The organism is Streptomyces sp. NPDC033131, from assembly GCF_055578365.1.
In genome coordinates, this window is the sequence record NZ_JBVIPA010000019.1 from 1 (window position 1) to 14,790 (window position 14,790).

General features: G+C 70.6%; 13 protein-coding genes. 4 read left to right on the forward strand and 9 right to left on the reverse strand.

The features are described from left to right. The first annotated feature begins 571 nt into the window (after nt 1–571). Entirely contained in the window at nt 572–928 is a 357-nt protein-coding gene (locus tag ACZ5XS_RS23725; RefSeq protein WP_468654343.1) for a hypothetical protein, read from the forward strand. Between the two features lie 342 nt (nt 929–1,270). Here ACZ5XS_RS23725 and ACZ5XS_RS23730 read toward each other — a convergent pair whose 3' ends face one another. Beyond that, on the reverse strand, nt 1,271–1,942 hold the full coding sequence (locus ACZ5XS_RS23730; RefSeq protein ID WP_468654345.1) for an enoyl-CoA hydratase-related protein: 672 nt from the start codon (nt 1,940–1,942) through the stop codon (nt 1,271–1,273). Between the two features lie 44 nt (nt 1,943–1,986). Beyond that, nucleotides 1,987–2,565 carry a TetR/AcrR family transcriptional regulator gene (locus tag ACZ5XS_RS23735; protein WP_468654347.1) on the reverse strand — a complete coding sequence of 193 codons (579 nt, stop codon included), beginning with the start codon at nt 2,563–2,565 and terminating at the stop codon, nt 1,987–1,989. 556 nt (nt 2,566–3,121) lie between these two features. On the opposite strand from ACZ5XS_RS23735, the gene ACZ5XS_RS23740 reads away from it, so the two are divergent. From ACZ5XS_RS23740 to ACZ5XS_RS23750, 3 genes are all read left to right on the forward strand, one after another. Continuing rightward, nucleotides 3,122–3,748 (forward strand): class I SAM-dependent methyltransferase, encoded by a 627-nt coding sequence (locus tag ACZ5XS_RS23740; RefSeq protein ID WP_468654349.1) that lies wholly within the window; start codon nt 3,122–3,124, stop codon nt 3,746–3,748. 880 nt (nt 3,749–4,628) lie between these two features. Further along, the gene (locus tag ACZ5XS_RS23745; RefSeq protein WP_468654351.1) at nt 4,629–5,282 is read left to right on the forward strand and encodes a hypothetical protein; all 654 of its coding nucleotides are present in this window, start codon (nt 4,629–4,631) and stop codon (nt 5,280–5,282) included. A gap of 392 nt (nt 5,283–5,674) precedes the next feature. Further along, complete coding sequence (locus tag ACZ5XS_RS23750) at nt 5,675–6,361, forward strand: hypothetical protein (protein WP_468654353.1); 687 nt, start codon at nt 5,675–5,677, stop codon at nt 6,359–6,361. Between the two features lie 503 nt (nt 6,362–6,864). Here ACZ5XS_RS23750 and ACZ5XS_RS23755 read toward each other — a convergent pair. The 7 genes from ACZ5XS_RS23755 to ACZ5XS_RS23785 form a co-directional block, all read right to left on the reverse strand. Next, entirely contained in the window at nt 6,865–7,872 is a 1,008-nt protein-coding gene (locus ACZ5XS_RS23755) for a cytochrome c oxidase assembly protein (RefSeq protein ID WP_468654355.1), read from the reverse strand. An 87-nt stretch (nt 7,873–7,959) separates the two neighbouring features. Then, nucleotides 7,960–8,646 carry a sigma-70 family RNA polymerase sigma factor gene (locus tag ACZ5XS_RS23760; protein ID WP_468654357.1) on the reverse strand — a complete coding sequence of 229 codons (687 nt, stop codon included), beginning with the start codon at nt 8,644–8,646 and terminating at the stop codon, nt 7,960–7,962. A 121-nt stretch (nt 8,647–8,767) separates the two neighbouring features. After that, a complete protein-coding gene (locus ACZ5XS_RS23765) occupies nt 8,768–10,339 on the reverse strand; it encodes an ATP-binding cassette domain-containing protein (RefSeq protein WP_468654359.1) in 1,572 nt (523 codons plus the stop codon). Then, the gene (locus ACZ5XS_RS23770; protein ID WP_468654361.1) at nt 10,336–12,072 is read right to left on the reverse strand and encodes an ABC transporter ATP-binding protein/permease; all 1,737 of its coding nucleotides are present in this window, start codon (nt 12,070–12,072) and stop codon (nt 10,336–10,338) included. Before ACZ5XS_RS23770 ends, ACZ5XS_RS23765 begins: the two co-directional genes overlap by 4 nt. Next, nucleotides 12,059–12,304 carry a hypothetical protein gene (locus ACZ5XS_RS23775; protein ID WP_468654363.1) on the reverse strand — a complete coding sequence of 82 codons (246 nt, stop codon included), beginning with the start codon at nt 12,302–12,304 and terminating at the stop codon, nt 12,059–12,061. The genes ACZ5XS_RS23770 and ACZ5XS_RS23775 overlap by 14 nt, the downstream gene beginning before the upstream one ends. Continuing rightward, nucleotides 12,301–13,347 carry a cytochrome d ubiquinol oxidase subunit II gene (locus tag ACZ5XS_RS23780; RefSeq protein ID WP_468654365.1) on the reverse strand — a complete coding sequence of 349 codons (1,047 nt, stop codon included), beginning with the start codon at nt 13,345–13,347 and terminating at the stop codon, nt 12,301–12,303. Before ACZ5XS_RS23780 ends, ACZ5XS_RS23775 begins: the two co-directional genes overlap by 4 nt. Beyond that, nucleotides 13,347–14,762 (reverse strand): cytochrome ubiquinol oxidase subunit I, encoded by a 1,416-nt coding sequence (locus ACZ5XS_RS23785; RefSeq protein WP_468654367.1) that lies wholly within the window; start codon nt 14,760–14,762, stop codon nt 13,347–13,349. The genes ACZ5XS_RS23780 and ACZ5XS_RS23785 overlap by 1 nt, the downstream gene beginning before the upstream one ends. Nucleotides 14,763–14,790: the final 28 nt, after the last annotated feature.

Consider the following 14,790-nt stretch of genomic DNA (forward strand, 5'->3'; position numbering starts at 1 on the left):
GTGGGGGAGGAGCCACGTGGGCGTTTCGGCAACGCGGCGAGGTGCGGTGCCAGGCCGCGCGACCCGGACGGGCATAGTGAAAGGACCCCTAAGGGCGGAGCCGCGGAGCCACTCGACCTGCCCTGTCCCTGCCTGCCGGGACAGGGCACTGGGTGGGAAGTCGACGGATGCCTTCCGGGAGCACCCCTAGGCCCCCAGGCCGTGTTTGCCGCAGGAGTACGGGCCGTGGCAGACGGTCTACGGGCTCTTTCGCCGCCGGCGGTGCGACGGCACCTGGACGAGGTTGCTGACCGGGTTGCAGGCCCGGGCGGATGAGGCGGGGCAACGATTGCAAACACCGCGGATGGACCTTCGCCGGACTCCGGGCGCCACTAAGGAGCCGGTCTACCCGGTGAGTTCCGCCGACCCGGTCGCAGCCGTCGTCGAAGGACGCGCACCCGAGCGCCCGATCGTCCTGAACGGCTGATCGCGAACATGCGGGCCCCGAGCGGAAATCTCTTAGACATCGTTTCTTTTGGCTCCTGTCGGCCGTGGACGTTGTCTTGTCATTGCGGTGTGAGAGCCTCTGGGAATGAGTTACGACTTGGCCGTCTGGGAAGGCGAGCGGCCAGCGGACGACAGGATCGCCGGTCGAGTCTTCACGGATCTCTTCGACCGCTACCTGGACACAGAGGTGGGCTCTCCTCCGACCGAGCGCATCGAGGCTTACGTTGCCGCGCTTGCTGAGCGGTGGGGTGATGTGACTGATGACGTGGAGGACGCCTCACCTTGGGCCGCGGGGCCGTTGGTCGGCGGGGCCGGTGGACCGCTCGTCTACTTCCCGATGAGTTGGAGCAGGGCTGAGGAGGTCTCTGCTTGGGCAGCGGCCCTCGCAGACTCGATGGGGCTCGTCTGCTTCGATCCTCAGCAGAATCGACTCAGGCCCTGACGGTCTTGGTCAGGCGGCGGTATCCGATCAGAAGCGCCGCCAGACCGACGAAGGCGAGGAACTGGCGTACCGATCCATGGATCTGCCTCTGTCCGACCGTGCGGTGTACGACCTGACCATCTTCTGGCGAGTTGGGCGGCGAAGCGGCCGTCGGACACAGAGCCCACCCGGCGCGAGAGTCCTTGAGACCGAGCGGCGATGATCCCGCCCGGCTGTTGCGGATGTGTTCCCGATGATCGCCGCGGCGGCCGCCGCCCTGTCTCCTCATGCGGTGGGCGGCTGGGACGGCCCCGGCCCCGGTGGCGAGCCCGAGGCCGGGGTGTGCGGTCGGTGGGACGATGGTCAGCCGAGCGGGTTGGCGGTGTCGCGCAGGGTGGCCAGGGCCGGGGCGTACATGCGGGCCTTGATGGTGCCGAGGGTGTCGCCGGCCTTGTTCACCTGTGCCTGGGCGATCTCGATGGCGGTGGAGCGCACGGCGTCCTCGGTGACCGCCTGGTCGACGATGCCGGCGGCCGCGGCGTCGGAGCCGCCGTAGCGGCGGGCGGTGACCATGGCCTCATGCGCGGTCTGCGGGGTGAGCCGGGACTGGATGAGGGCGGCCATGCCGGGGGTGAAGGGGATGTTGATGTCCGCTTCGGGCAGGCACCAGTAGCCGCGGTCGGCGCGCATCACGCGGAAGTCGTGGGCGAGGGAGAACATCGCGCCGGCGGCGAACGTGTGCCCCTGCAGCGCGGCCACCGTGATGACCGGCAGCGCCAGCATCCGCGCGAACAGTTCGTGCACGGAGACGACGTAGGCGTGGTACTGGTCGGCGTGCGCGGACAGCCAGTCCAGGTCGAGGCCGTTGGAGTAGAACTTGCCGGCGGCGGTGGTGACCAGGGCGCGGGAACCTTCCGCCTTCTCCACCTCGTCGAGCGCGGCGCCGACGGCGGTGAGCCAGTCGGGGTGGAAGCGGTTCTCCCCGTCTCCGAGGTCGAGAACGAAGACATTGTCGTGGCGGTCGAGCGAGGGCATGGCGACTCCTTCGAGTTGGGCAGACTGGGTGAAGTGGCTGCGGACTACGGCCGGGACCGTGGTTCGGCACCGGGGCGGTCGCTCAGGGCGTGGAGGACCAGGTCGTGGATCTCGGTGGCAGCGGCCTCGATCGGGGCGGTGCTCTGCTCGGCCCGGCACATGATCACCGCGCCTTCGACCGCGGCGATGACGAAGGCGCCAAGCCTCCGGCTGCGTTCCTCGGTGAGGCCGTGCCGCAGGAAGAGGGACGCGAGCGCCTCCTGCCAGCGGGCGAAGACGGCGGCGGCCGAGAGGGCGAGTTGGGGTGCGTCGTCGTTGGTCTCGACGGCTACCGCCACGATCGGGCAGCCGGCCCGGAAGTCGCTCTCCACGAGCCGGTCGCGCCACAGCGCGAAGAACGCGTCGATGGACTCCACCGGGTGATCCGCCTGCATGGCGGCGTCGATCAGGCCCGCGATGAAGTCCCCTGCCAGTGCCACCGCCTCGTCGATGAGCTGCGTCCGCCCACCGGGGAAGTGGTGATACACCGAGCCCCGAGGGGCTCCGCTGTGGGCGAGCACCCGGTCGATGCTGGTCGCGCTTGCCCCGTACTCCCGCAGCAGTGCAGCAGCACTGAGAATCATCCGGTCACGGCTCTCACTCCTGCGCGGACTCACCTGCCCACCACCCTCCCCACGACGAGGTGGCCCGTCGAGCGAGCTACCTGTCGGTAACTTATGGGGTATGGCATAGAACATGCAACACCTTGGCGGGGTCCGCAGCGTGCAGGACGTCCAAGTCCGGGCGCCACCACGTGACCGTGGATCGCGCAGGTGAGGTCGGTCGGTGTGTCCAGCGCGACGCCGACACGTTCGATGCCGCTGTCCTCGGTGGGCAAGTCGAGGCCGGAGCCGTTGGGCAGGGCGGCTGCCCTGAGTCTCTGACCGGCCCTACTTCTTCCTGAGGACGATGTCGAAGCTTGCCGACGTCCACGACGACCCTTCCGGCTGACGGTTGTTGGGAGCCGGCGTTCCCACCCGGTGGCGGTCGAAGGGGGCGCGGAGAATGATGGAGGGCACCACGGGGTCGGGTACGGGTGCTGAGGTCCCGGCCGGACTGCCGTTCGCGCCCCGCTCTGTGTACCGTCGTAGCAGGCCGCGAGGTCTACACCCACGAGGCTGACCGGAAGGCACGCTGAACATGACCGGGCCCCGCGACCGTTGGTCGGAACTGACAGGCGGACAAGCTGGAGAGGAATACTCCCAGCGTTTCGCGCGACTCGCCGCGTCGGGCCACGACATCCACGGCGAGGCCACCTTCTGCGCCGCGCTGCTGAAACCCGCAGCCCGGATACTCGACGCCGGCTGCGGCACCGGCCGGATCGCGATCCGGCTCGCCGAGCTGGGCCACCACTGCACCGGCGTGGACGTCGACCCCTCGATGCTCGCCGTCGCCCGCCGCGACGCCCCCCATCAGGAGTGGCTCCTCGGCGACCTGGCCCGGCTGGACACCCTCGGCCTGAATCCGGACTTCGACCTGGCGCTCGCCGCCGGGAACGTCATCCCCCTGCTGGCCGGCGGCACCGAAGCAGCCGTCGTCCGGCAGCTGGCCGCCGTACTGCGCCCTGCCGGACTGCTGGTCACGGGCATGGGCCTGGACGCGGCACACCTGCCGTTGCCGGAACCGACGGTGACTCTTACGGAGTTCGACCACTGGTGCGCCCAGGCCGGACTGACCCTGCGGCAGCGCTACGCCACCTGGAGCGGCGATCCCTACTACCAGGGTTGCGGCTATGCCGTCAGCGTGCACTCCCGCCCCACCACGTGAGTGCGCGCCATGTCCGCGACCGTCCTGCTCACGGCGATGACCAACCGGTGGGTCATGGCGAGTTGAGGGCTTGGACGGGGTGGCCGTTGTCAGGCGCATGCCCCTGGCATTCCCGCCCTACTGCCTGACCCCGACCCACAACCTCACGGCGAGGTGGAGTGCGGCCTGGTAGGCGATGGCGTCGTTTCCGCTCGATGCTGCAGACGCGCACGCTGGCATCGACAACGCTGCCGACGGCACTCCCACAAGGTTCTCCGGCGTCGCGGACTACTGGCCGGCAGCCCCAGCGTGATGGTTTTCCGCCCCCGCAGCCAACGCACGCATCGAGACTTCACCATCCCCGGAGAGTTCGCCTCACCGGCCTCCAACTCATCCACGCCGTGGAGGACTGCGGCCTCGCTGACCTGGGCCGCCGGGTACGCCGACGGTCGACGACTCATACACACCGAAGGCCACTGCCACGACACCGGCCCGGTGCTCCTTCTCGCCCAAGGGCCCCGTCATCTTCGGACCGCCCTCCCTCTCCGCGGTCACCACCGACCGCACAGGCTGGACCACCAGCGGGGGCACCTGGGCGGCGGCGACCCCGCTCGCCTGGAACGCGGACCCGTCCCAAGACAGCACCGCACGCGCCGGCACCACGACTCAGACGTACGACACCGCGTTCCAGGCCGACCTGCTCATGCACGGCCGCGCTGCCTACCCGGAGCGAACCGCGGAATTGCCCAGGTAGTGGGGCCGCTCCGAGTCCAATGCCGCAGCCAAAGCCTGTGGCGCTGTGGAAATGGGTCCGGCATCATCCTCGTGTGATGGTGATTCCGGCACACGCCGCTGCCGTCACCGCCGCCCTGGCCCGAACCTTGGACCTGGAGCTCACACAGTGCCCAGCTTCCTGACCCACCGGGATCGTGTCCACGACGCCCGGCTTCCCCTCCACCAGCGGCACGGCGCGCTGCGCACCTGCCTCACCCTTTTTGCGCCCTACGGCCTGCGGGCGACGTACCACCACCTCACGCTCAGTGCCGCGATCCCCCGGCGCCTGGAGGCGGATCCGGACGCGCTGGTGCGAGCGGTGGAGGAACTGCACGAGGCGCGCGTGCTGTGGCTCGCGCGGGCGGAGGAGTACGCCGCGCAACGCCGGGCGGAGAAGCGGGCCGGGCGGCGGGCCGTGCCGAGCCCGCGACCGTGGTGGCTGCGGAGCAGGTGGGACGGACCGGACCACGTCTGGCATCAAGACCCGTTTCGCCACCCGTCGATGCGACTGTTCGAGTATGTCCGGCGGCAGAACGCGATTCTGGACGGTGCCGAGCCGCCCGGCTGCCCGGCCTGCGGGGATGAAGGACCGCGGGTGCTGAGTTCGACCGGGCACGGGTGGATCGAGCTGTGCCGTGGGTGCCGGTGGGTGCTGGCGCCATGTCCGTGCGGGCAGCGGCACCGGTTCGTGACGGAGATCCCGTTCAGCTGGCATGGGATCTGGCAGCGGGCGCACATGAGCGATGACGGCAGGCCGAACCCATATTGGCCTGCGGGCTAGCAAGGTTGGATGCGGCACGGCGAACGCTCGGAAAATCGGATCCCGTCAGCCAAGCCGGAACCCGCACACGCCGCCGCCTTCGCCCTGTGTCCGGTTTGTGGCCCCTGGTCGTCGCCCAGAACGAGAGCCAGTACACCCTCCCCGTTGGCGTCGCCCCGGGTCAGCAGCGGACAGGACTTCACACGCTTCGTCCTCCTCCTCCCACACCACTTCGGTGCCGGAACCGCCACCACTCCGGCCTGAAGTAGGCCCCAACTCCGGCGCCCTCCCTGGCCCTCATCGCAGCCCGCTTCGCACCACCGCCGTATGTCGGCCTGCTTCCTGCTGACCTGGGGCTGCGCATCCAGCCTGATTCGTGGTGTCCCCAGCGGTGCTCCGGTTAAGTTGCTCACATGAAGCTGCCTGGGTACTGGATGACGCGTCCCGCTCCATCCCCGGACCGCGAAACGTCCGCATCCTTCGACCGACTGCTGGAGCAAGCGCTCGCGAGCGGTCCCGATGAGCCCATCGACTACCGACTCGAGGCGCCGAAATGGCAGTTCCTCTGCCATGTCGCAGACCGCGGCAGACTGCTGTTGCACGGCTCGGGCGCCCCGGCGATCAGCCGCTTCGAACCCCGGCAGCCGGACGACAGCAGCGAGTTCGGCAACCGGCGCGCGGTCTTCGCCGCCGGCGACGGGCTCTGGCCGATGTACTACGCGATCCTGGACCGGGACCGTCACCCGATGTCGTTGCTCAATGGCTGCGCCCGCATCGTCAACGGCAGCGAGCAGCTCGGCGAGCCACACTACTACTTCTCCATCAGCGCGCAGGCGCTGAAGCAGCAGCCCTGGCGTCCGGGCACGGTGTACCTGCTGCCCGCCGACACCTTCGAGCTGCAGCCGCGGATGCGGGCCGGCGATGTCTCGGTGCAGCCGGCCCAATGGGCAAGTCCCCTGCCAGTGAGCCCTGTCGCCAAACTGGGCGTGCAGCCGGAGGACTTCCCGTTCCTGGACCAGATGCGCGGCCATGACGATGAGCGGGTCTGGCCCCGTGCCGCAGCGGACCCGGATGGCTTCCCCTGGCATGAGGAGGCGTGAGGCATGCGCCGCGGCAGGACACCTCGAGCTGTCCGGTGAGGACGGCCACACCTCCACCTTCAACTCCTACCGCCTGGCCGGCCGCGCGACCGTCCGCATCGACCCGGCGACTACGTATGGGGCAACCGCTCCGACACTGCCACCCTGCGCAACGACCGCGACTTTTCATCGACGAGGCTTCCTGGAGCGACGACCGGACGACCACGGCGACCACCGCGACCACGGCGACCGGGGGGAGCGCAACTGGCACTGACTGACGGCTCAAGCTCGGCCTAACGAGGCCGGGCGCGCCACCTTACAGAGGTGGACGGACCTCGTCCTCAGCAGTCGCCGGCCCGCGGCGACGGCGACCGCCGCACCGCGGCCAAGGCGGTCCCTGCGTGGGCGTCTCCCGGCCGGGCTAGCACGCTGGGGCTGCGTGGACCCAGACGCATCTTCGTGTGCGGCATACGCTCCGTTCGTAAGGGTCAGCGCCGGTTCCCGGGCGGGCCTGTCGACGCCGCTCAGCGCGGCCGCCGCTGTCGGATGCGCTCGGCCACTTCTCCGTTCTCCGTCTCCCACCACGGGCGGACGAGGTCCGCACCGCGTCCGTCGCCGCCGGCCACCGCACCCTGCTCCCGTGCGGCCCCCGTCGCCGGCGGTGCGGGGACCAGTTCCGCGTCCAGGCGGCGGTCCAGGGCCGTCGTCTGGGCGCGTTCGGTGTGCGCCCACTGCACGAGGACGGCCAGCAGGAAGGGCAATGCCACCAGTTCCGCGATGCTGATCATGGCGCCGCCGCCGAGCTGCTGGTCGTGCCGCGTGTCCGGGGCCCAGGAAGGCGCATGGTGCAGGTACCAGGCCCCGGCGATCAGAGTGCCGTGGGTCATGACCACGATGCCCGGCACGGCGTCGATGATGCCGTCGAGGAACACCAGCGCCGCCCTGACCGGATGGGTGCACCACCTCGGCAGTGCCTGCTCGCGGGTGAGTACCGGCACCACGAACAGGCATCCGGCGAGCAGCAGGTGCAGGTACATCAGCTCGTGCAGCCAGCTGTCACGCAGGGCGGTCGCGAAGTAGGGGGTGAAGTACACCGTCAGCTCGGTCGCGAGGACCAGGGCCGTGCTGACCAGCGGGAAGGTGAGCAGCCGCACCGTTCGCCCGGCCATCGCCCGCCGCACGCGGCCGACGGCCGGCCCGGGCAGGGCGCTCAGAGCCAGGCGCAGCGGATCGCCCAGGGCCAGCCCGAGCGGAGCGATCAGGTCGAGAAGGACGTTCTGGACGGCGGCCGGCCAGAACAGCACCCGGTCGTACACGGCGAGTGCGGACATCGTGGCCACGACGAGCGTGCCGAGCCCGAGCAGGGCGAAGGCCACGACGCGGGGGACGGGCCAGTGTTCGCCCCGCTGCCTCACCCGCGCCACCCCCCAGCCGTACAGCACGCCGAGCAGGGCGACCAGCAGCAGGGCCGGCACATCCAGGTGCCACGATGACAGCAACCGTCCCGTGGTCAGCTCGGGCAGACTGCCCATCGCGACCTCCTTTCCTCGCCGAGACCTACTGCCATGTACTCCCGGGCAGGTCCCGCGCGCACCTGACGCGCCGTCGTCATACCGGGTTCATACCGAACCCATGTGTCCGGCTCCGGCCGGAGGGGGAGCCTCTTGCGGCTTGGCATGCGCGCCCACATCGCTTCCGCTCACTGTCCCGTCCGCCGCGACGAGCCCGTGCTCGCGGGCGTAGCCCTCCAGCAGTGAGCGCAACCGGACGCGCCCGCGGTGCAGTCGGGACAGCACGGTGCCGACGGGGGTCCGCATGATGTGGGCGATCTCCCGGACGGTGAAGCCCTCCACGTCGAAGAGGTACACGACGACCCGGGAGTCCTCGGAGATGGCCCGCAGGGCCGCTGTGACGTCCGGGTCGGGCAGATGGTCGAAGGCCTCGGCTTCGGCCGAGCGCAGCCCTGTCGACGTGTGCGACGCGGCGCGGGCCAGCTGCCAGTCCTCCAGGTCCACCGTGCCGCCGTGCTGTGGCCGCCTTCGCTGTGTGCGGCGGGAGTTGAGGAAGGTGGTCGTGAGGATGCGGTACAGCCATGCCTTGAGGTTCGTGCCCTCATGGAACTGGTGGAACGAGGTGTAGGCCCTGGCGTAGGTCTCCTGGACGAGGTCCTCGGCGTCGGCCGGATGGCCGGTCATGCCCAGGGCGGCCGAATAGAGACGGTCTCCATGGGCCAGGGCCGCGGTGAACCGGGCGGGATCCAGCGTCGTGCCCGGGGCGCCCGCGGAGCGGGGTGGGGTCTGGGTCATGGTGCCTCCTGAAGGTGGGGCGACGGCCTGTCTGCCGCCGTCGGTCAGGGCAGCTCTCAGCGGCCGGCTCGGCCGCGGGTCTTCGCGAACGGGCGTCGCGGCGCCGTCGGGAGCGGAGGACCTACGGTCCGATGTGATCGAGCGGCAGCGGCGTCACGTGCGGGGCCGGCTCAAGCCACGTCGGCAGTTCGTGCAGGGCGATGACGACGCTGGTGTCCGGCAGGTTCCGGAGGATGCCGAGTACATGCCGGGCGGTGTGGTCGTCCAGGCCGGTGGTCGGTTCGTCGACGATCAGTACGTGCGGGTGCCTGGCCAGGGCCCGGCCGAGGTAGACCCGGCGGAGCTCACCGCCGGAGAGTTGCCTGCCCACCGGGCCGACGGCGGTCCGGGCGGTCAACCCGCCGGCGTGCAGGCGCAGTTCGGCGAGGCGTTGATCGACGTCGTCGTCGGTCAGGTCGGGGTCTGCCAGGCGCCAGTTGGAACCGAGGGTGCCGGTGAAGAGGTAGTCGTCGGCGGCCACGGCCACGACGGCGGGCCGGCCGTCGGTAGACGTCCGCAGTGACGAGGCGAGGGCTTGGAGCAAGGTGCTCTTGCCGCTGCCCGAGCGGCCGGTGACGACGAGCATCGCGCCCCGGGCGACGGTGGCACCGACGACGCGCCCCGGCCGGAGGGCCGTCGGCGGGAGGCGGTGGCCGGTGAAGCCCACGCCCTGCCCGGTGGACCAGGACCGTATCTCCGTGAGGGCGGTGTCACGTGCGGTGGGCGGCATGCTCGTCGTCAGCCTGAGCCGTGCGGCCTTCGCGGTGGCCAGGGCCTCTGCGGCGTTCGCCAGTTGCTCCGTCTGGGCGAGCACGCCGAGGGACAGCAGCGCGACGAACACGAAGGCGGGGGCGTCCGGTGCGCTTCCGGTGACGACCGTGGCGGTCAGTGTGGCCACACCGGTCAGGCCGGTGGTCAGCGTGGTCCGGTGTCTGCGCCGGCCGGTTGCCGCCCGCGCGCTGTCGAGCCGGGCGAACCTGCTCGTCGTACGCGCCGCGAGCTGCTCGGCGGCGCCGAGCGATGCCATCTCCGTCCATGCGTCGACGGCGGTGACGAGTTCGGCGCGCAGGGCCTTGCGGGTGTGCTGCTCGGTCTCGCGGGCGGTGCCGGGCGCACGGTGGGCGATCAACGCCATGACGACGGCGCCGGCCGCGAGTACGGCTGCCGAACCGCAGGACGTGGACACGGCGACGCCGAGGACCGCGCCGACGGTCAGTACCGCGGTGACCACGACGGGGGTGGTGCACTCGATCAGCGCCATCCCGGCGCTGTCGGCATCGGCCATGCTGCGGTCGAGCAGTTCGCCCGACCACAGTCCGTCCGTCTGAGCTCGTTCGGCCGCCGCGGCACGGTCGAAGAGGCCGGCCCGGGCGGTGGCGACCCTGCGCAGGGCGGCCGCGTGCAAAAGCAGACGCTTGCTGTAGTTGCCTGCGACGCGGGCCAGGGCGAAGGCACGCACTCCGCCGCTGGAGGCGACGTAGGAGAAGGAACCGAAGGTGGCCGCCCCGGCGACGGCGCAGGCGCTGATGAACCAGCCCGACAGACCGAGCAGTCCGGTGGAGGACAGTTCGGCGACGACCGCGAGCACCAGCCCGCCCGCCGCGAGGAAATCCGCCCGTCGGCCGGGGGCGCGGAGACCCGGACCGCCGTTCATCGCGCGGTCACCGGCCTCAGGCCGCGCAGACGACCGCCGTCGATCGAGAGCACGGTGTCGGACGCGGCGGCCAGGGTGAAGGAGTGGGTGGCGATGACGACCGTGCAGCCGTCGGTGGCGCGCCGTAGGGCTTTGACGACCGCGCGTTCGCTGTCCGCGTCGAGATGGGCGGTCGGCTCGTCGAGCAGCCAGAGCCGGGCTCCGCTCAGGAAGGCGCGGGCGATGGCGATCCGGCGGGCCTCGCCGGTCGACACTCCCCAACCGCCCTCACCCAGGCGAGTGTTCAGTCCCGCCGGGAGTCCGTCGATCACGGCGCTCAGTCCGGCGGCGTGGACGGCCCGCCGGATCTGCCGCTCGGTCGCGTCCGGGCGGCCGAGGAGGATGTTGTCGCGGACGGTCGCGTCGAGCAGCACGGTCTGTTGTCCGACCCAGGCGGATTCGCCGAGGACCGGCGCCTGCCGTGCGGACGAGGTCCGCCACTGGACCGCTCCTGCCGACGGCCGGCGCAGACCGGCGATCAACGACAGCAGTGTGCTCTTCCCGGAACCGGAGGCCCCGGTGATCGCGGTCCAGCTGCCCGGCGTGAACTCGGCGTCGGCGTCGACGGTGTCGTGGTCGGCGCCTCTGTGGCGGAACCGGACCGCGTTCAGCGATACACCGACCGGCTCGGCCAGCTGCGGACGCGCCGCCGGGGGCAACGGGGCCGGGGTGTCCTCGACGATGGCGCGGAGGGCGCCGGCCGCGACGCCGGCGCGTTCTCGCTGATGGAAGGCGGCGGCCCGGGCACGCATGGGCGCGAAGTACATCGGACACGCGAGGAGCACCAGCAGTCCGGTGAACAGGTCGGGCCGTGGTGCGTGCGGCACATGGACGTAGCCGAGCAGTGACAGGCCGATGTAGGTGGCGTTCACCGCGATGGAGAACGTGATCACCACATCCATGATCATCCCGGACAGGAAGGCGCGTCGCAGGACGCTCATCGTCGTCTTGGTCAGCCGGTCGGCGGCCGTGGTCAGCGTGCGGCCGCGCCGGTCGGCGGCGCCGAGCTCGCGCAGCGTCCGCATGCCGCGGAAGCTGTCGAGGACGACGGCGTTCAGGTTGCGGGTCGCGGCCGACTGCCGATCCGCGCCCTGCTGGGCGAAGAGTCCCGCCAGGCGCATGTTGAGGGGCAGCAAGGCGGTGGTCAGGAGGAGCACGATCGCGGCAGGCCAGTGGGCAGCGGCCGTGGCCGCCAGCACGGCGGCCATGGAGAGGAGCGCCGAGCGGCTCAGCGGAGCGGCCTGCGCATGGTAGTCGGCAACGTCCTCGGCGAGATCGACCATCGCCCACGCGGCCTCGGCCGGACCGGTCTCGCTGATCCGGCCGGTGGCCGGCAGCAGAGCGCCCGTCAGCCGCTGTCGCAGACCGGTCGCCACGGCACGCGCGCCTCGTTCGGCGAGCGTGCCGGCCGTCCAGCCGGCGCCCACCGCCAGCGCGCTCGTGACGGCGAAGGCCACCGGACCGCGTGTCTCGTGAGCCGTGACCCGGTCCATCACCGCCTGGGCCGTCCATGCCAGGGCGCCCCAGCGGGTGATCGTGAACAGCGTCTCCAGTGTCCGGAAGGTGCCCGACAGGACGAACCAGCGACGCCCCGGCGCGGCGCATGCGGCGAGCCACGCGTCGTCGTCCTGCCGCTGTCCCACGGCGCCCGGCTCACCCCTGTCGTTCCTCTCGTCCCTCTCATGCGTCGTCATGAGGGCGCCGTTCGTCGACGATCCACGCGATGCCACCGGTCACGGCGATGGCGATCATGCCCAGGGTGGTCAGCAGCCGCGAGTGGATCTGCCGGTAGCCACCGAACATCCCCTGGCTGACGCAGTAGGCGAGCAGGCCCAGCGCGGTCCAGGCGACCGAGGCGAGCAGTCGCAGCACGACACGGATCGGCAGCGGCAGCGGCACCGTGCGGCCGGAGTCTCGGGTGGTCATGAGCGTGCTCCTGTGACAAGGGGGCCCGGGGCGGCCGGGGATTCCCCGTCCGGGACTTCGGTCGGGAACGTGCCGGCGAAGGCGCGGTGCGCGAACACGTTGTAGGCCAGCACCAGCGGCATGTTGAGGCCGATGCCGACGAGGATGAAGACCATCGTGGAGTGCGGGGCGGCAGTGCTGCCGACGGTGAGACCCGGCGGCAGGAGCACCGGGTAACGGGCCACGCCGATCGCGAGGAGCACCGACACCGTCGCGACCACCAGCCCGCCGAGCGGCAGTGTGTCCGTCGCTGCGGACCGACGCCTCCAGCGGAACGTGACGAGGGCGGTGGCGGCACCGCCGGCGGCGAACAGCAGCAGGACGCCGAACGCCGTGGCGCGTCCCGGGCTGTGGAGGTTCAGCGGTGCCGCAGTGGTGTCGACGGTGACGAGGACGAGGATCAGCAGCACTCCGGCGACCGCGGTGGCGACGGCGCCCCGGCGTCCCGCCGACTCGCGCAGCCGCCCGGACGACTTGTGCCTGGTGTACGCGTAGCCGAGCGCGGTGTACGCGGCCGTGACCGTGAGCCCGCACAGCACGCAGAACCAGCTGAAGGCCCCGAAGGCGGACCCGGAGTACACGTCACCCCGCAGTCGCACCGCCGAGGTCAGCGTTCCCAGGACGAAGCCCTGCGCGAAGGCGGCCAGCAGCGACGCCACGCCGAACGCGGTCGTCCAGCGGGGAGCCGGCGGCGCCTGGGACGCCATCTCGACACTCACGCCGCGCACGATGAGGGAGAACAGCACGACGGTCATCGGCAGATAGGCGTGCGGCAGGATCGTGCCGAAGGCCGGCGGAAAGCCCGCCCAGAGCGCGACGCCGAGCAGGATGAGCCAGGTCTCGTTGCCGTCCCAGCCCACCGCGACCGACTCCAGCAGGTGCCGCCGGTGCGCGGGATCGCGTTCGAACAGGCTGGCCACTCCGATGCCGAGGTCGTAGCCGTCGAGGACGACGTACATGAGGAGACAGACGAGTACGGTCACCGACCAGAGGGTGGTGGTCATCACGCCGTCACCTCCCGGGAGGCGAGGGGCACGGCAGGCTCCAGAGGTACGCGGTGCCCGGCGAGGCCGCTGTCCGGCAGATCCTCGGGTGGAGGTGCGTGCCCGGGGTCGTCGCGTTCCGGGCCCGTGCGCATGGTCCGGACGACGTAGACGACGTAGGCCACCAGCATGACCAGGTAGAGCGCGGAGAAGCCGATCACGGAGAACAGGACTTCGCCGGGGGCCAGTCGGGACACCGCGGCCGAGGTGCGGAGCTGCCCGAACACGATCCACGGTTGCCTTCCCGCCTCTGCGGTGACCCAGCCCCCGAGGATGGCCAGGATGCCCATCGGTGTGGTCCACAGGACGAAGCGGTGGAAGCGGCGCGCGGTCCACAGGCGGTCGCGCATGCGCAGGACGGTGGCGGCGAACACGGTGCCGAACATCAGCACGGCCGCCAGGAACATGACGCGGAAGCCCCAGAAGGTCGCGGCCATGTCAGGCCGGTCGGCCGCCGGGGTGAGTTTCAGGCCGGGCATGGCCGTCTTGCAGGTGAGGTCCTTGGCGATGTAGCTGCCCAGGCAGGGGATGTCGAGCTCGGCGATGTTCCGCGCGGCTTGCTGGTCCGGGACGGCGAAGAGGACGAAGCCGGTGTCACCGTTGTCCCAGTTGCCTTCGATCGCCTCCAGCTTCGAGAGCTGGTACGGCAGTTCGTGTCCGGCCACGTTGTCGCCGAGGTAGAGCTGGACCGGCATCAGCAGCGCCGCGATCCCGAGCGCGATCGACATCGAGCGGCGGGCGAAGCCCTTGGCGCGCCCCTTGACCAGGTACCAGGCCGAGATCCCGGCGACGAAGAAGCTCGCCGAGATCAGGACGGCGGCCAGCATGTGAGGCCAGCGCCAGATGAACGACGGGTTGAAGATGACGTGCACCCAGTCCGTGGGCTCGAACTGCCCGTGCACGACCCTGAATCCGGCGGGTGTCTGCATCCAGGAGTTCGCCGCGATGATCCACGTGGACGACAGGACGGTACCCACCGCCACCATCACGGTGGAGACGAACATCGTGCCCTTGCGGACGCGGCCGTCCCCGTAGAGCAGGACCCCGATGAAGCCGGCCTCGACGAAGAAGGCCGTCACGACCTCCATGCCGATGATCGGTCCGATGATCGGGCCCGTCCTGGCGCCGTAGACACCCCAGTTGAGCCCCATCTGGAAGGTGATGACCGCTCCGGCGACCACGCCGATGGCGAAGCCGACGGCGAAGATGCGCCGCCAGAAGCGGAACATCTGCAAGTAGACCGCCCTTCCGGTACGCCAGTACATGCCGTAGACGACCGCCAGGAAGATCGAGAGTCCGACGGTGATCGCCGGGAAGGTCATGTGGAACATGACGGTGATGGCGAACTGCCATCGGGAAAGGTCCAGGAGACTCATCAGTGCTCCCTTTCGCGCGGTCCCTCGG